The organism is Streptomyces sp. NBC_01431, assembly GCF_036231355.1.
GTDB lineage: Bacteria > Actinomycetota > Actinomycetes > Streptomycetales > Streptomycetaceae > Streptomyces.
The window spans coordinates 5,985,612-6,001,670 of sequence record NZ_CP109496.1 but is presented as its reverse complement, the minus strand read 5'-3'; the positions used below and the strand labels follow the sequence as shown (position 1 = coordinate 6,001,670).

Genomic DNA, 16,059 nt, shown 5'->3' with positions numbered 1-16,059 from the left:
CGATGGACATATCCGGGACGCAGCTCAGAGCGGCACGCGCGGCGCTTTTCACGGCGCTCGTCGTGACGCTCTCCGCCGCGTCCCACGTGCTTCTCTCCCGGGTCGCGCTGCCGCTCACGCTGGTGGCCTCGGCGGCCGCCGCGGTGTTCGTCATCGCGTACGCGCTCGCCGGGCGCGAGCGCGGCTTCTGGGCCATCGCCGGGGCGCTGGTCCCGCTGGAACTGGCCGCCGACACCGTCTTCACCACCGGCCAGCACGTCTGTTACGGACCGGCCGGCGGGCCCGTCGCCGGCGCCCTGCGCGCGGTCGGCGTCGATGTGCTGTGCGGCGGCGGCACGCTGGGGGCCATGGGCACCCCGCAGAGCGCGGCCTCCCTGCTGACCCACCCGGGCCCGGCCGTGCCCTGGCTGCTGCTCGCCGCCCACCTGACCGTCGGACTGCTGGCCGCGCTGTGGCTGCGCCGGGGCGAGGCGGCGCTGGCCCGGCTGCTGCGCGCGGTGGCCGCCTTCGCCTTCCGGCCGCTGCTGATCGCGGCCGCCGTGGTGGGCGCCGCTTTCGATGACGCACGCCCGCTCGCCCGCCCGGCGCACCGGAGCCCGAGCCTCTCGCCCACCCGCCTCCTGGTGCACTCCGTGGCACGGAGGGGACCGCCCTGCCCGTCGCTCGGCCTCGCCTGAGCACAGCAGCGCACAGCAGTCCCCCGTCACTTTCCCCACCTGCCATCCGGAGAAGACATCATGAGTACCCGCAACAGCCAGGCCAACAAGGCTGCCGCCCGCGAGCGGCTGCGAGCGGAGCGCGAGCGCCAGGCCAAGAAGGACAAGGCACGCCGCCAGATCATCGTGGCCGCGGCCGTCGTCGGTGTCCTCGCCGTCGCGGGCGGCGCCGGCTACGCGATCATGCAGGCCATGAAGCCCAGCGCGTGGGAGGCCGCCAAGGACAAGACCCTGGTGAAGCCCGCCAACACCACGGGCAGCGACGGCACGACCGTCGTCATCGGCAAGGCCGACGCGAAGAAGACCCTGGAGATGTACGAGGACCCGCGGTGCCCGATCTGCTCGCAGTTCGAGCAGACCGTGGGCCCCACGATCCGCAAGGACGTCGACGCGGGCAAGTACAAGATCCAGTTCATCGGCGCCACGTTCATCGACAACGGCAGCCCGGGTGTGGGCTCCAAGACCGCGCTGAGCGCGCTGGGCGCGGCGCTGAACGTCAGCCCGCAGGCGTTCATGGACTACAAGGCCGCGCTGTACTCGGCCAAGTACCACCCGGACGAGACCAAGGACGACTTCAAGAGCCGCGACCACCTGATCGAGATCGCGGACACCGTTCCCGCGCTCAAGGGCAACGCGGCGTTCGACAAGGCCGTGAAGGACGGCACCTACGACAAGTGGGCGCTGACCATGTCGGACAAGTTCAACAAGAGCGGCGTCACGGGCACCCCGACGCTCAAGATGGACGGCAAGAAGATCACCGACGGCACCTCTGAGAACGCCCCGATGGACCCGGCCACGTACGCCACGGCGATCGACAAGGCCCTCAAGGGCTGATCCCGGCTGCTGCCGCTGGCGAACGGGCGGGCCGGACTCCGTGGTCCGGCCCGCCCGTTCGGCGTCTCTACTCCCCCGCGGCCGTGAGGCTCTCCAGGAAGCCGAGCGCGGTGCGCCAGGTCAGTTCGGCGGCCGCCTCGTCGTAGTCCGGGAGCTGCGGGTCGGTGTAGATGTGCCCGGCCCCCTGGTAGCGGTAGACCTCGACATCGGCGCCGGCCCGCTGCATCTGGAGGTACCAGGAGTTGAGCCAGTCGCCCGGCTCGAAGGGGTCCGGGTCGGCGACGTGGAGCTGGACGGGCAGTTCGTCCACGGCGGTGTCCTCGGCCATGTCCGAGGTGCCGTGGAGCAGCAGCAGGCCGCGGGCCTTCGCGTCGCCGAGCGCCAGGGTCTGCGCGACGGAGGCGCCGAGCGAGAATCCCGCGTAGACCAGGCCGCGTTCCGAGTAGGGCGCCGCGGCGAGGATGGCGCGCTTCAGGAGTTCGTCCTTGCCGATCTCGTCCTTGATCTCCATGCCCTCCTCCACGGTCTCGGTGGTGCGGCCCTGGTACAGGTCGGGCACGTGCACCTCGTGACCGGCGGCGCGCAGCCGGTCGGCCGCCTCGTGCACGGCGGGACGCAGGCCGTAGGCGGAATGGAAAAGCATGATGTTCATGGGACCATCGTGCCAGTTACGGTCGGGGGCATGGAGAACGCACTGCGCCCGTTGATCGTCATCGGCGGCTCGGTCGTGCTCACGCTGCTGATGGGGTGGCTGGTCGACCGGCTGCTCCTGCGAGCCGACTCCCGGCATCACGAGACCCCGCTGTGGGGTCTGCTGCGCCGCTGCCGCATACCCCTGCGCGTCGTCCTGCTCACCGCCATCCTCAGAGGGACCTACGGCCAGATCGTCTGGCGGCCCATGAAGGAACACGCGTCGGCCACCGGGCAGCTGCTCACGCTGGTCCTGATCGGCGCGAGCGCCTGGCTCGTGGTGCGGATCGCGGCGGCGGTCGTGGAGTCCTCGTACGCCCGCTACGCGGCGGGCAGCTCACGCGATGCGGCGCGGCTGCGCCGGGTGCGCACCCAGGTCACGCTCATCCAGCGGGTGGTCTCGGCGATCGTCGGTGTGGTGGCGGTGGCCGGGATGCTGATCACGTTCCCGCCGATGCGCGCGGCCGGGGCCTCACTGCTCGCCTCGGCGGGCATCCTGGGCGTCGTCGCGGGCGTCGCGGCGCAGTCCACCCTCAGCAACATCTTCGCCGGACTCCAGATCGCCTTCGGGGACGTGGTGCGCATCGGCGACACGGTGGTGGTCGACGGGGAGTGGGGCGTCGTCGAGGAGATCACGCTCACCTTCCTCGCGGTACGCACCTGGGACGAGCGGCGCATCACCATGCCGGTCTCGTACTTCACCAGCAAGCCCTTCCAGAACTGGTCGCGCGGCGGTGTCCAGATGACCGGCACGGTCTTCTTCCATCTGGACCACTCGGCGCCGCTGCCCCTGATGCGGGAGCGGCTCGCCGTGGTCCTCAAGGAGTGTTCCGCCTGGGACGGGCGGGACTTCTCGCTCGCGGTGACGGACACGACACCGTCCACGATCCAGGTGCGGGCCGTCGTCACCGCCAAGGACGCGGACGACATCTGGACGGTGCGGTGCGCGGTGCGCGAGCAGATGGTGGCGTGGCTGTACGAGCACCATCCCTACGCCCTGCCGCGCGTGCCCACGTCCTCGGCGCCGCTGGCTCCGGTCCCGCTGCCCCGACAGGACCCGCCGCCCCGGACCGGGCGGGGTTAGCCACTGCGGCTCCGCTCCTCCAACTCCCCCAAGGCCCAACGGGCCAAGGTTCCACGACGGGCCGGATTCCGGACAACCGTCGGCACGGTCCGCGGACGAAAGCGGGCTGACGGCGCACCCCGGCCCTGACTCAGCGCAGGCTCCGTACATCCAGGTGTCGCAGCACCCGGTCCACGACTTCCGGGTCGGCGCCCGGCTCGCTGCGGGCGGCGAGGACCTCGTGGCGGGCCGCCGACATCATTTCGCGCTGGATGCGCTGCACCGCCCGGATCCGCTCGACCCGCTTCGCGTACGACGCGCGGCGCTCCTCGTCGACCATGTCGGGGCTGATCCGCGCACCCACGTCGTACGCCCGCCGCATCAGCTGCTCCATGACGTCCTCGGGCAGCTCCTCGACGTCCTCGATCTCCTTCAGGCGTCGCTTCGCGGCCTTCGCGGCGCGGATCGCCAGGTCCCGCTCCAGGCTGCGTTCGGCGTCCGTGTCGGGGCGTACGCCCAGCTTCCTGACCAGCCAGGGCAGGGTGAGCCCCTGGAAGACCAGGGTTGTCATGATCACCGCGAAGGCGATGAAGACGATCTCCTCGCGGCCGGGGAAGGGCGAGCCGTCGTCCGTCTTCAGCGGGATGGCGAGCGCGAGGGCCACCGAGGCCACCCCGCGCATCCCGGCCCACCACATCACGACCGTCTCCCGCCAGGACACCGGGATCTCCTCGTCGTAGTCGCGCTTGGTGTGCAGCCGCTTGGCGAGCCAGGTCGCGGGCAGCAGCCAGAGCAGCCGTACGCCCACGACGACCACCACCACCGCCGCCGCCCAGCCGAACATGTGCAGCTCGTGGCCGGTCGCCGTACCGAACACGTGATGGAGTTCGAGACCGATGAGGCCGAAGGCGACGCCGGTGACCAGGGTGTCGACGACCTCCCAGAACGTGGCCCCGGCGAGTCGGCCCTGCACGTCGTCGGCGTCCACCGCGTGCTCGGCGAGGAACAGTGCCACGGTGAGGACCGCGAGCACCCCCGAGCCGCCGAACTCCTCGGCCAGTACGTAGCTGACGAACGGCACCAGGAGGGTGAGGCCGATCTGGAGCGTCGCGTCCCCCAGCAACCCCATCAGCTTATGGGCGGCCCAGCCGAGCACGAGGCCGACCACGACGGCGACCACGGCGGAGAGCACCAGCTCACCGGCGGCCGAAGCCCAGGAGAAGGTGCCGCTCACGGCCGCCGCGATCGCCACGTGGTAGAGCACGATCGCGGTGACGTCGTTGAACAGGCCCTCGCCCTCCAGGATCGACACCAGCCGGCGCGGCAGCCCGAGCGAGCCCGCGACGGCGGTCGCGGCGACCGGGTCGGGCGGTGCCACGAGCGCGCCGAGCGCGACGGCGGCGGCGATCGGAAGGCCCGGCACGATGGAGCCCGCGACGGCGGCGACGGCGGCCGTGGTCACGAAGACGAGCGCCACCGCGAGCAGGAAGATCGGCCGGACATTGGCGGTGAACTGCCGCCAGGAAGTGCGCTGCACGGAGGCGTAGAGCAGCGGCGGCAGCACCAGCGGCAGGATGAACTCCGGCGCGATGGACACGTTCGGCACGAATGGCAGCAGCGCCATGACGATCCCGCCGAGCGTCATGAGCACCGGCGCGGGCAGACCGAGACGGTTGCCCAACGGCACCATCACCACCGCGCCCAGGAGAAGCACGAGCAGCAGGGCCAGCTGATCCACGGATGCCCTCCGGAGCGGTGCGGGCCGGGACGGCCTTGACGATCAAGGCCTCCAGCCTGCCACGCAATCCGCCCGAACCGCCCATCGGGGCCAAGAGCCGCACGGGGCGGCCGGGTTCAAAGAGCCCGGCGCATCGCCCGGTGCGCGATCCCCGCGTCCGGGAACTCCGGTCCGTACGCCTGGTATCCGAGCCGCTCGTAGAAGCCCAGCGCCTGGGTCTGCGCGTGCAGGTCCACCGCCGTGAGACCGAGCTCGCGGGCCGCGTCCTCGATGGCGCGGACCAGGGCCGCGCCGACGCCGAGACCGCGGGCCGCCGCGGTGACGGCGAGCCGGCCGAGCGAGCCCACCTCCGGGGCACCGGTCTTGGCCAGCGCCCCGGGGCCGTGCAGCAGGCGTCCGGTCCCCAGGGGGCCTTCGGCGCCCGTGGCCAGGACGTGCACGGCGATGGCGTCGTACGCGTCGTACTCCAGGTCCTCGGGCACCTTCTGCTCGGCCACGAACACCTGTCGGCGCACGGCGAAGCAGGCCTCCCGGTCCGCGTCGTCCGAAGCGGGGCGGACCTGGAAGGCGGTCATTCGCTCTCGGCCCGGATCGTGTCGAGGGCGTGCTGCAGATCGGCCGGGTAGCCGCTCTCGAACTCGACCCACTGGCCGTCGGAGGGGTGCTCGAAGCCCAGCTTGACCGCGTGCAGCCACTGGCGGGTCAGCCCCAGGCGCTTGGCGACCGTGGGGTCCGCGCCGTAGGTGAGGTCGCCGACGCAGGGGTGGCGGTGGGCCGACATGTGGACGCGGATCTGGTGCGTGCGCCCCGTCTCCAGCTTGATGTCGAGCAGCGAGGCGGCGCGGAAGGCCTCGATCAGGTCGTAGTGCGTGACCGACGGCTTGCCCTCGGCGGTCACGGCCCACTTGTAGTCGTGGGTGGGGTGGCGGCCGATCGGGGCGTCGATGGTGCCGCTCATCGGGTCCGGGTGGCCCTGCACCAGGGCGTGGTAGCGCTTGTCCACGACGCGCTCGCGGAACTGCTGCTTGAGCAGGGTGTACGCGCGCTCCGACTTCGCCACCACCATCAGGCCGGAGGTGCCGACGTCGAGGCGGTGCACGATGCCCTGGCGCTCGGCGGCGCCGGAGGTGGAGATCCGGTATCCGGCGGCGGCCAGGCCGCCGATGACGGTGGTGCCGGTCCAGCCGGGGCTCGGGTGGGCGGCGACGCCCACCGGCTTCATGATCACGACGATGTCGTCGTCGTCGTGGACGATCTCCATGCCCTCGACGGGCTCGGCGACGATCTGGACGGGGGCTGCCGCCTGCGGCATCTCGACCTCCAGCCAGGCCCCGCCGTGCACCCGCTCGGACTTGCCGACCACGGCGCCGTCGACCTGCACCTTCCCCGCCGCGGCAAGCTCGGCCGCCTTGGTCCGGGAAAACCCGAACATGCGGGAGATGGCGGCGTCGACGCGCTCGCCTTCGAGGCCGTCGGGAACGGGCAGGGTGCGGATCTCGGGAATCGTACTCACCCGTTGAGTATGCCTTGCCCCACCGGCATCCCCCGCCGCGCGAGGGGCGGGGGGCCGGGCCGCCGGTGCCTCAGTCCTTGTGGACGGTGCCGTCCGGGTCGAGGCCGCGGAAGGAAAGGATCACGATCAGGAAGCCGCCGCAGACGATCGCGGAGTCGGCCAGGTTGAAGACCGCGAAGTGGGCGGGCGCGATGAAGTCGACCACCGCGCCCTCGAAGACGCCGGGCGAGCGGAAGATCCGGTCGGTGAGGTTGCCGAGGGCGCCGCCGAGCAGCAGGCCCAGCGCGATCGCCCACGGCAGGCTGTAGAGCTTGCGCGCCAGGCGCGCGATCACCACGATGACCGTCGCCGCGATGATCGTGAAGATCACCGTGAACGCCTCGCCGATCCCGAAGGCGGCGCCCGCGTTCCTGATCGCGTTGAGCTGCAGCAGATCACCGATGATCTTGATCGGCTCGTGGTGCTCCAGCCTGGCCACCACGAGCATCTTGCTGCCGAGGTCGAGAAGGTAGGCGAAGGCCGCCACCGCGAACAGCACGGGGATCTTCCGCTTGCCCTTGGGCCGCTCGGCAGGGGCCGCCGAATCGTCGGCCCCTTCCACATCCGGCGTACCGATGATGCGCTCCGCCTCTGCCACGTGAGTCCCTCAACGACTAGGTGCCTGACTGAGCACGAGGGTACGGCACACCCGTACGGAGTCAGCCCCGCCGTTCCTGCTTCTGCTTGTCCTCCACACACAGGGTGGCCCGCGGGAAGGCCTGCATCCGGGCCTTGCCGATCGGCTTCCCGCATACCTCGCAGTAACCGTACGTCCCGGCGTCCAGGCGTTCCAGCGCGTGTTCGGTCTGCTCCAGGGTCTCGCGGGCGTTGGCGGCCAGCGCCATCTCGTGCTCGCGGGTGATGTTCTTGGTCCCGGTGTCGGCGTCGTCGTCGCCCGCGCCGTCACCGGAGTCGCGCATCAGCCCGTTCAGCGCCGCCTCGGAGGCCTCGATCTCGCTGCGCAGCCGCAGCACCTCGCTGGACAGCTCGTTGCGGGCCTCGGCGACCTCGGCCGGGGTCCAGGGGTCCTCGCCGGGCCGGACCGGGAGCTCCCCGGGGGCCGTGGCGACGACACGGGCCGCCGGTACCGCCGACGCCGCGGCGCCGGACTTCCTGGCCGTCGCCGCCCCGCCCGCAGTCTTCTTCGCAACCACCTTGTTGGCTCCCGTCTGTTCCGCGGCCGCAGCCGCCCCCTGGGCCGCGGTCGCGGCCTTCTTGGCGCCCGCCCCGGCCGACTTCACCGGAGCCGTCTTGTCGGTCGCCCTGTCGGACGCGGCCCGCGCCGTCCCGGTTGCCTTTCCGGCCGCCGTCTTCTTCGCCGCATCCTTCTTGGCCGCGGTCTTCTTGGCCGCGGGCTTCTTCGCGGGCGCCGCCTTCTTCGCGCCCGCGGCCGTCTTCTTGGCGGGCGCCGCGTGCTCGGCGGCGGCCTTCTTGGCCGCGGCTTGCTCGTGAGTGGCCTTCTCGGCCGTCGCCTTCCTCGCCGGGGCGGTCTTCTGCGTCGCCGTCTTCTTGGTGGCGGTCTTCTTGGTGGCGTCCTTCTTCCCGTCGGTCTCCTCGGCCGCCGAGCCCGTCGAGGCACCTGCGGCAGCACGTGTGGCACTGGCTCTCTTGGACGCCGTTGTGGTCTCTACGGCGGTCTTCTTCGCCACCATGGCCGCGGCCCCTTCACATATTGTGATCTTGCTCGCGAATCGTGCTGGGACGATAAATCGACCCCAGGGCCGCGGCAACGGGGCACGCCGCCGGTTCGGCCCGCCCCGACCGGCGCCGAGACGAACCTGCATCGGTTGTGCCCAGCTCCCGCCCCGGTGAATCCGCCGGACGGGCGGCCGCGGACTTGGCCGGAGCCCGTATGGCCATTCGGGTCACGGACGCACCCCCGCCCCGGCCCGCCGAAAACCGGTCGGCCGTCCTCCGCCGGGCCCCGTACACTGGCCCCAGCGAGAGGCGTGGACGGGACGAGTAGCGGCGTACGCAGCCAAGAGCGATCCGGGGACGGTGTGAGCCCGGAGGCGAGCGCGCGGTGAAGATCACCCCCGAGCCGCCGGAAGAAAGACCCCGCGTTCGGCGGGGTCGAGTAGACCCGGCTTCGCGACCCCAATGAGGGGGCGGTGTGTTCCCACACCGCCAAGGAGGGTGGTACCGCGGGAGCGCCCCACGAGGGCGGCCTCTCGTCCCTCCGACGGAACCGCACGACGATCCGCCGGAGGATGAACGGATGTCGCAGTACCGCCAGGTGCCCGCCCAGGTCGACCTGCCCGCCCTTGAGCACGCCGTGCTCGACTTCTGGGAGCAGTCCAAGGTCTTCGCCAAGAGCCTCGAACAGTCCGAGGGCCGCCCCGAGTGGGTCTTCTACGAGGGCCCGCCCACCGCCAACGGCATGCCGGGCGCGCACCACATCGAGGCCCGCGTCTTCAAGGACGTCTTCCCCCGCTTCCGCACGATGCGCGGCTACCACGTGGCCCGCAAGGCCGGCTGGGACTGCCACGGCCTGCCCGTCGAGCTGGCGGTCGAGAAGGAACTCGGCTTCAACGGCAAGAAGGACATCGAGGCGTACGGCATCGCCGAGTTCAACGCCAAGTGCCGCGAGTCCGTGACCCGCCACACCGACGCCTTCGCCGCTCTCACGACCCGCATGGGCTACTGGACCGACCTCGACGGCGCCTACCGCACCATGGACCCGGCGTACGTCGAGTCCGTCTGGTGGTCGCTGAAGGAGATCTTCAACAAGGACCTGCTGGTCCAGGACCACCGCGTCGCCCCCTGGTGCCCGCGCTGCGGCACCGGCCTCTCCGACCACGAGCTGGCGCAGGGCTACGAGACGGTCGTCGACCCGTCGGTCTTCGTCCGCTTCCCGCTGACCGGCGGCCCGCTCGCGGGCGAGGCGGCTCTCCTGGTGTGGACGACGACCCCGTGGACCCTGGTGTCCAACACGGCCGTCGCGGCTCACCCGGAGGTCAGCTACGTCGTCGCGACGAACGGCGAGGAGAAGCTGGTCGTCGCCGAGCCGCTGCTGGCGAAGGCCCTCGGCGAGGGCTGGGAGACCACCGGCCAGTCGTTCACCGGCGCCGAGATGGAGCGCTGGACCTATCAGCGCCCGTTCGAGCTCGTGGAGTTCCCCGCGCCCGCCCACTACGTGGTGAACGCGGAGTACGTGACGACCGAGGACGGTACGGGTCTGGTGCACCAGTCCCCCGCCTTCGGCGCCGACGACCTCCTGGTCTGCCGGGCGTACGGACTGCCGGTGGTGAACCCGGTCCGTCCCGACGGCACCTTCGAGGAGGACGTCCCGCTGGTCGGCGGCGTCTTCTTCAAGAAGGCCGACGAGAAGCTCACCGAGGACCTGCGGGAGCGTGGGCTGCTGTTCCGGCACGTCCCGTACGAGCACAGCTACCCGCACTGCTGGCGCTGCCACACCGCGCTGCTCTACTACGCGCAGCCGTCCTGGTACATCCGCACCACCGCCGTCAAGGACGCGATGCTGCGGGAGAACGAGAAGACCAACTGGTTCCCTGAGTCGGTCAAGCAGGGCCGCTTCGGCGACTGGCTGAACAACAACATCGACTGGGCGCTGTCCCGCAACCGCTACTGGGGCACCCCGCTGCCGATCTGGCGCTGCGAGGAGAACCACCTCACCTGCGTCGGCTCGCGCGCGGAGCTGAGCGAGCTGACCGGCACGGACCAGTCCGCCCTGGACCCGCACCGCCCGTACATCGACGCCGTGACGTTCACCTGCACGCACGAGGGCTGCTCGCTCGAAGCGGTGCGCGTCCCGGAGGTCATCGACGCCTGGTACGACTCGGGTTCGATGCCGTTCGCGCAGTGGGGCTACCCGCACCAGAACAAGGAACTCTTCGAGTCCCGCTACCCGGCGCAGTTCATCTCCGAGGCCATCGACCAGACCCGCGGCTGGTTCTACACGCTGATGGCGGTCGGCACCCTGGTCTTCGACAAGTCGTCGTACGAGAACGTGGTGTGCCTCGGCCACATCCTCGCCGAGGACGGCCGCAAGATGTCCAAGCACCTGGGCAACACCCTGGAGCCGATCGCGCTCATGGACCAGCACGGCGCGGACGCGGTGCGCTGGTTCATGGCGGCCGGCGGCTCCCCCTGGGCGGCCCGCCGGGTCGGCCACGGCACGATCCAGGAGGTGGTGCGCAAGACCCTCCTCACCTACTGGAACACGGTCGCCTTCCAGGCCCTGTACGCCCGCACCTCCAACTGGGCACCCAGCGCGGCGGACCCGGCCCCGGCCGACCGCACGGTCCTGGACCGCTGGCTGCTCGGCGAGCTCAACTCGCTGGTGGGACAGGTGACTTCGGCCCTGGAGTCGTACGACACCCAGAAGGCGGGCAAGGCGCTCTCCTCCTTCGTCGACGACCTCTCCAACTGGTACGTACGCCGCTCGCGCCGCCGCTTCTGGCAGGGCGACAAGGCGGCGCTGCGCACCCTGCACGACGTGGTCGAGACGATCACGCGGCTGATGGCCCCGCTGACGCCGTTCATCACCGAGCGGGTCTGGCAGGACATGGTGGTCCCGGTGACGCCGGACGCCCCCGAGTCGGTCCACCTCTCCTCCTGGCCGACGGCCGACGAGGCGTCGATCGACCCGGCGCTGTCGCGGCAGATGGCGCTGGTGCGCCGCCTGGTGGAGCTGGGCCGTGCCACGCGTGCGGAGTCGGGCGTCAAGACGCGGCAGCCTTTGTCGCGGGCGCTGGTCGCCGTGGCGGGCTTCGAGACCCTCTCCCCCGAGCTGCACGCGCAGATCACGGAGGAGCTGAACGTCTCGTCCCTGGCCTCCCTCTCCGAGGTGGGCGGCTCCCTGGTCGACACCACGGCCAAGGCCAACTTCCGCGCGCTGGGCAAGCGCTTCGGCAAGGGCGTCCAGGACGTGGCGAAGGCGGTGGCCGCCGCCGACGCGGCAGCACTGTCGGCGTCCCTGCGGGACACGGGCGAGGCCTCGGTGGAGGTCAACGGCGAGCGGGTGTCGCTGGCGCCCGACGAGGTGATCATCACGGAGACGCCGCGCGAGGGCTGGTCGGTGGCGTCCGACTCGGGCGCGACGGTCGCTCTTGACCTGGAGATCACGCCCGAACTGCGGCTCGCGGGCCTGGCTCGCGACGCGATCCGGCTGATCCAGGAGGCGCGCAAGAACAGCGGCCTCGATGTGGCGGACCGGATCGCGGTGCGGTGGCGGTCCGCGGACGCGGAGGTCTCCTCGGCGCTGACGGCCCACGCGGACCTGATCGCGGACGAGGTCCTGGCGACGGACTACGCGCCGGGCGAGCCCGACGGGACGTACGGCCCCGCCTTCACGGACGAGCCGCTGTCGCTGACGTTCCACCTCCGCAAGGCGTAACGACCCCGCAAGGCGTAGAAGCCCCGCCCGTCGACGGCCCGCTCCCGGAATTTCGGGGGCGGGCCGTCGCGGTTTCCCCCGCCCCTTGCCGAGACCTCCGGGGGTGAGGTGCGGGCGCGGCCCCCAGCTTGGCCCCAGACACCGTTCGATCCTTGAGGACGCTCGTCCTCAAGCGCGGGCTCGCAACGCCGCACCGGTTGTGCTCAGGACCGCGCAGCGCAAAAGGGCCGGGCCCCTGGGAATCCAGGGGCCCGGCCCTTGCAGCCTGCCGACGGCTACGCGCGTGTCACGCGCGCAGAGCCCGTCAGTTGTCGTCCTCGTCGATCAGGAAGCCCCGCATCGGCGACGGAGCCTGCTGCATGGGCGAGGGCCCCTGCGGCCGCACCGGCGCCATCGGCTGGGTCATGGCCGGCGACATCTGCTGCTGGCCACCGTAGGACGGCGCGCTCGACATGGACTGCTGGCCACCCATGGACGGCTGGCCACCCATCGTGTGCCCCATGGCACCGGCACCGGCCGACGCCATGGAACCGCTCATCTGCGGAGCCGGCGGCAGCGACGCGGTCGCCGGGGTGCGCGGCGGCGCGAGCGAGTCGTCGGCCTGGGTCTCCAGCTGACGCAGCTGCGACTCCAGGTAGGACTTCAGCCGCGTGCGGTACTCGCGCTCGAAGCCGCGCAGGTCCTCGACCTTGCGCTCCAGCGTGGCGCGGGCGGACTCCAGGGAGCCCATCGCGACGCGGTGCTTCTCCTGCGCGTCCCGCTCCAGGGCGTCCGCCTTGGCACGGGCGTCCCGCTCCAGGCCCTCGGCGCGCGACCGGGCCTCGCCGACGATCTTGTTGGCCTCGGAACGGGCCTCCGCGATCGCCTGGTCGGCGGTCTGCTGGGCGAGGGAGAGCACCCGGGCGGCGCTGTCGCCACCGGGAGCCTGGGCCGGCTGTCCCATCTGCGGGCCGTGGCCGCCCATGGGGCCGCCCATCTGGCCCATGGGGCCCTGGCCGAGCTGGTTCTGGCCCATCGGACCCTGGCCCAGCTGGTTCTGGCCCATCGGACCCTGACCCATGGGGCCCTGCCCCATCGGACCCTGGCCCATCGGACCCTGGCCGTGCTGGCCCTGCGGGCCGTGACCGCCAGGTCCTGCGGGCAGCTGCGGCGCACCGCTGGGCAGCTGGGGCGGACCCATCTGCGGCTGCTGCTGGACCTGCGGCGGACCGGATATGGCGGCGGGCACGGGAGCACCCGGGCCTCGGCCGTCCTGCGGCTCCGGCTTGCGCATGCCCTGCTGCTGCTGGTTCTGCGCGGCGGCGCGGGTGGCGGCGGCCAGCTTGGCGCGCAGATCCTCGTTCTCGCGGAGCAGTCGCGTCAGCTCGGACTCGACCTCGTCGAGGAAGGCATCGACCTCGTCCTCGTCATAGCCTTCTCGGAGGCGGACGGTCGTGAACTGCTTGTTCCGCACGTCCTCGGGGGTCAGCGGCATCTCTTCTTCACCTCTACGTAGTCGTCGGCAGTCGGCAGGACCGTATCGTTCACAGCCTGACCACGATGCTGATCAGAACGGAAACGATAATCATCAGAACGAAGAAGGACAGGTCGAGTGCCACGCCCCCGAGACGCAGCGGCGGAATGAACCGCCGCAGAAGCTTGAGCGGTGGATCGGTGACAGTGTAGGTGGCCTCAAGAACGACCACCATCGCCTTACCGGGTTCCCATGAACGGGCGAACTGGAAGACGTAGTCCATGACGAGCCGGAAGATCAGCACGATGAGGAAGCACATCAGCGCGATGTAGACCACCTGTTGTGCGACGCCCATCTCGCGCTTCCCTCTCCCCTTGCCTCAAAGCCACCGGCCTGGTATCGGCCGGATTGTTCCCGGTGTCGTGTCTCAGCTCTGGTTGAAGAAACCGCCCTCTGCGATGCGGGCCTTGTCCTCCGCCGTGACATCGACGTTAGCAGGAGACAGCAGGAACACCTTCTGCGTCACCCGCTCAATGCTGCCATGCAGCCCGAAGACGAGTCCGGCGGCAAAGTCGACAAGTCGCTTCGCGTCCGTGTCGTCCATCTCCGTGAGATTCATGATCACCGGGGTGCCCTCGCGGAAGTGTTCCCCGATGGTACGGGCCTCGTTGTAGGTCCGCGGGTGCAGCGTGGTGATGCGGTAGGGCTCCCGCTCGGACACGACCTTGGGCATGATCACCGGTGCGTTCTTCTCCAGGTTCGGACGTTCAGGTGTGATGGACGCCACGGGGGCGATTCGTGCCGGACGTCCGCTTTCTGCCGGTAGCTGAACCGGTTCTCTCGGGGCCGCGGGCTGAGGCACTCGTACCGGTTCGTCCCGTTCATCCTGGAGCGTGGACTGGTGCGGAGGCTGGTGCCGCCGACGGTCGCGCTCCGGTTCGGGCTCGGGTTCGAAATCGTCGTCGGGGTCGAACCCCCGGCCGTCGTACCCATCGTCCTCCACGAGGCCGAGGTAGACCGCCATCTTGCGCATCGCGCCGGCCATGCTCAGATTCCTCCGCTCTGTGGTGGATCGCTCCGGTCGCCAACTGGCAGCGTCACCAAGGGCCCACGATCCACGCGGTCCACCCACCGAAGAGTGGGAATGACCATATTTTCTGCTGTGGTCCGACTTGCTTCGCGACGTTACCCGAGCCGGGGTCGGACTCCGAGTACCGCCGTTCCGATGCGTACATGTGTCGCTCCGGCCGCCACGGCCTCTTCGAGGTCCGCACTCATCCCTGCTGACACCATGTTCGCAGCCGGATGGTCCGCGCGCAGGCGGGATGAGAATTCCAGCAGCCGCTCGAAGGCGGCCCGTTGGCGCCCCGCGTACCGGCCCGCCAGCGGCGCGACGGTCATCAGACCATCGAGCCGAAGCCCGGGTGCCTCGGCGACCAGAGCCGCCAACTCACCGATTCCGTCCGGCGCCACGCCGCCGCGCTCACCTCGGGCGCCGGACTCGGCGTCCAGCGCGACCTGGATGAGACAACCCAGCTCCCGGTCGGCGCCGACCGCCGCGGCCGAGAGCGACGCGACGAGCTTGGCACGGTCGATCGACTGCACCATATCGGCATAACTGGCAACAGAACGAACCTTGTTCGTCTGCAACTGACCCACGAAGTGCCAGGTCAGATCGAGATCCGCACAGGCCGCCGCCTTGGGGGCCGCGTCCTGGTCCCGGTTCTCCGCGACATGGCGTACGCCCAGTTCGTGCAGCAGCCGCACATCGCTCGCCGGGTAGGTCTTGGTGACCACGATGAGGGTCACATCCGCCCGCTTGCGACCGGCCGCGGCACAGGCCGTGGCGATACGTTCCTCCACCTGGGCCAGATTCGCGGCGAGTTCCGTCTTGCGATCCGTCATGAGTCAGTCCAGCCAGACATATCCGGCGAGCCGCCCCGTGGTGCGGTCGCGGCGGTACGAGAAGTGGTCACCCGATTCGAGCGTGCAGACCGGCGAGGCCACCAGGTCCGTGACACCGAGCGCGGTGAGCTGCGCGTGCACGCCGGCGGTGACGTCCACCGCGGGCGTGCCCCAACTGGTCTCGGACCAGGCGGCGGGCTCGGCTTCGGCGACCTCGGCCCGCATCCGCTCGGGCACTTCGTAGCAGCGCCCGCAGACCGCGGGCCCGGTACGGGCGAGGATCCTGGCCGGGTCGGCGCCGAGCGAGACCATCGCGGCGACCGCGGCGGGCACCACGCCCGCGACCATTCCGGGCCGCCCCGCGTGGGCGGCGGCCGCGACCCCCGCCACGGGGTCGGCGAGCAGGACCGGAGTGCAGTCCGCGGTGAGCACGGCGAGCGGGGTTCCCCGGCGCGCCGTCACCACCGCGTCCACGGCGGGCGCGCCGTCGGGGCCCCAGGGCCCGTCGACCACGGCGACCTCACGTCCGTGCACCTGGTTCATCCAGACCACCCGGGCCTGGTCGATCCCGAGCGACTTGGCGGCGAGTTCCCGGTTGGTCAGTACCGAAGCGGGATCGTCGCCGACCGCACCGCCGAGGTTGAGCTCCTCGTACGGAACGGCGCTCACCCCACCCCACCGGTCGGTGAAAGCGAAGTGCGCGCCGCTCACTGTGTCCTGCTCTCGTATCACTTCAAGAGACCGCTTCG

At 70.9% G+C, this 16,059-nt stretch carries 15 protein-coding genes; 4 read left to right on the top strand and 11 right to left on the bottom strand.

Annotated elements, in window-relative coordinates; all coding sequences use genetic code 11:
- Positions 1–2 precede the first annotated feature (2 nt).
- Positions 3–677 (top strand): hypothetical protein, encoded by a 675-nt coding sequence (locus OG522_RS27365; protein ID WP_329467756.1) that lies wholly within the window; start codon positions 3–5, stop codon positions 675–677.
- Positions 678–737: 60 nt separating this feature from the next.
- Positions 738–1,550 (top strand): thioredoxin domain-containing protein, encoded by an 813-nt coding sequence (locus OG522_RS27360; RefSeq protein ID WP_329465662.1) that lies wholly within the window; start codon positions 738–740, stop codon positions 1,548–1,550.
- Positions 1,551–1,617: 67 nt separating this feature from the next.
- Here OG522_RS27360 and OG522_RS27355 read toward each other — a convergent pair whose 3' ends face one another.
- Positions 1,618–2,202 carry a dienelactone hydrolase family protein gene (locus tag OG522_RS27355; RefSeq protein ID WP_329465661.1) on the bottom strand — a complete coding sequence of 195 codons (585 nt, stop codon included), beginning with the start codon at positions 2,200–2,202 and terminating at the stop codon, positions 1,618–1,620.
- Positions 2,203–2,232: 30 nt separating this feature from the next.
- Here OG522_RS27355 and OG522_RS27350 point away from each other — a divergent pair, with 30 nt between their 5' ends.
- Entirely contained in the window at positions 2,233–3,324 is a 1,092-nt protein-coding gene (locus OG522_RS27350; RefSeq protein WP_329465660.1) for a mechanosensitive ion channel family protein, read from the top strand.
- 130 nt (positions 3,325–3,454) lie between these two features.
- On the opposite strand, the gene OG522_RS27345 is transcribed toward OG522_RS27350, so the two are convergent.
- The 5 genes from OG522_RS27345 to OG522_RS27325 form a co-directional block, all read right to left on the bottom strand.
- Entirely contained in the window at positions 3,455–5,041 is a 1,587-nt protein-coding gene (locus OG522_RS27345; RefSeq protein WP_329465659.1) for a Na+/H+ antiporter, read from the bottom strand.
- Positions 5,042–5,157: 116 nt separating this feature from the next.
- Complete coding sequence (locus OG522_RS27340; RefSeq protein WP_329465658.1) at positions 5,158–5,616, bottom strand: GNAT family N-acetyltransferase; 459 nt, start codon at positions 5,614–5,616, stop codon at positions 5,158–5,160.
- Positions 5,613–6,554: an RluA family pseudouridine synthase gene (locus OG522_RS27335; RefSeq protein ID WP_329465657.1), complete on the bottom strand. Its 942-nt coding sequence runs from the start codon at positions 6,552–6,554 to the stop codon at positions 5,613–5,615. Before OG522_RS27335 ends, OG522_RS27340 begins: the two co-directional genes overlap by 4 nt.
- Positions 6,555–6,624: 70 nt before the next feature.
- Positions 6,625–7,191 carry a signal peptidase II gene (lspA, locus tag OG522_RS27330; protein WP_329465656.1) on the bottom strand — a complete coding sequence of 189 codons (567 nt, stop codon included), beginning with the start codon at positions 7,189–7,191 and terminating at the stop codon, positions 6,625–6,627.
- A gap of 61 nt (positions 7,192–7,252) precedes the next feature.
- Positions 7,253–8,245, bottom strand: a complete 993-nt coding sequence (locus tag OG522_RS27325; protein ID WP_329465655.1) for a TraR/DksA family transcriptional regulator — start codon at positions 8,243–8,245, stop codon at positions 7,253–7,255.
- A 566-nt stretch (positions 8,246–8,811) separates the two neighbouring features.
- Here OG522_RS27325 and ileS point away from each other — a divergent pair.
- Complete coding sequence (gene ileS / locus OG522_RS27320) at positions 8,812–11,952, top strand: isoleucine--tRNA ligase (RefSeq protein ID WP_329465654.1); 3,141 nt, start codon at positions 8,812–8,814, stop codon at positions 11,950–11,952.
- A 304-nt stretch (positions 11,953–12,256) separates the two neighbouring features.
- Here the strand turns inward: ileS and OG522_RS27315 are convergent, their stop codons facing one another.
- The 5 genes from OG522_RS27315 to pgeF form a co-directional block, all read right to left on the bottom strand.
- Positions 12,257–13,426: a DivIVA domain-containing protein gene (locus OG522_RS27315; protein WP_329465653.1), complete on the bottom strand. Its 1,170-nt coding sequence runs from the start codon at positions 13,424–13,426 to the stop codon at positions 12,257–12,259.
- Between the two features lie 49 nt (positions 13,427–13,475).
- Positions 13,476–13,760, bottom strand: coding sequence for a YggT family protein (locus OG522_RS27310; protein WP_329465652.1), 285 nt, complete (start codon positions 13,758–13,760; stop codon positions 13,476–13,478).
- A gap of 72 nt (positions 13,761–13,832) precedes the next feature.
- Positions 13,833–14,450 carry a cell division protein SepF gene (locus tag OG522_RS27305; protein WP_329465651.1) on the bottom strand — a complete coding sequence of 206 codons (618 nt, stop codon included), beginning with the start codon at positions 14,448–14,450 and terminating at the stop codon, positions 13,833–13,835.
- Between the two features lie 140 nt (positions 14,451–14,590).
- A complete protein-coding gene (locus OG522_RS27300) occupies positions 14,591–15,310 on the bottom strand; it encodes a YggS family pyridoxal phosphate-dependent enzyme (RefSeq protein WP_329465650.1) in 720 nt (239 codons plus the stop codon).
- A 3-nt stretch (positions 15,311–15,313) separates the two neighbouring features.
- A complete protein-coding gene (gene pgeF / locus OG522_RS27295; RefSeq protein ID WP_329465649.1) occupies positions 15,314–16,042 on the bottom strand; it encodes a peptidoglycan editing factor PgeF in 729 nt (242 codons plus the stop codon).
- Positions 16,043–16,059: the final 17 nt, after the last annotated feature.

Coding starts and splice junctions, on each gene's coding strand:
- OG522_RS27365 (WP_329467756.1), top strand. CDS start 3: ATGGACATATCCGGGACGCAGCTCAGAGCGGCACGCGCGGCGCTTTTC.
- OG522_RS27360 (WP_329465662.1), top strand. CDS start 738: ATGAGTACCCGCAACAGCCAGGCCAACAAGGCTGCCGCCCGCGAGCGG.
- OG522_RS27355 (WP_329465661.1), bottom strand. CDS start 2,202: ATGAACATCATGCTTTTCCATTCCGCCTACGGCCTGCGTCCCGCCGTG.
- OG522_RS27350 (WP_329465660.1), top strand. CDS start 2,233: ATGGAGAACGCACTGCGCCCGTTGATCGTCATCGGCGGCTCGGTCGTG.
- OG522_RS27340 (WP_329465658.1), bottom strand. CDS start 5,616: ATGACCGCCTTCCAGGTCCGCCCCGCTTCGGACGACGCGGACCGGGAG.
- OG522_RS27325 (WP_329465655.1), bottom strand. CDS start 8,245: ATGGTGGCGAAGAAGACCGCCGTAGAGACCACAACGGCGTCCAAGAGA.
- ileS (WP_329465654.1), top strand. CDS start 8,812: ATGTCGCAGTACCGCCAGGTGCCCGCCCAGGTCGACCTGCCCGCCCTT.
- OG522_RS27315 (WP_329465653.1), bottom strand. CDS start 13,426: ATGCCGCTGACCCCCGAGGACGTGCGGAACAAGCAGTTCACGACCGTC.
- OG522_RS27310 (WP_329465652.1), bottom strand. CDS start 13,760: ATGGGCGTCGCACAACAGGTGGTCTACATCGCGCTGATGTGCTTCCTC.
- OG522_RS27305 (WP_329465651.1), bottom strand. CDS start 14,450: ATGGCCGGCGCGATGCGCAAGATGGCGGTCTACCTCGGCCTCGTGGAG.
- OG522_RS27300 (WP_329465650.1), bottom strand. CDS start 15,310: ATGACGGATCGCAAGACGGAACTCGCCGCGAATCTGGCCCAGGTGGAG.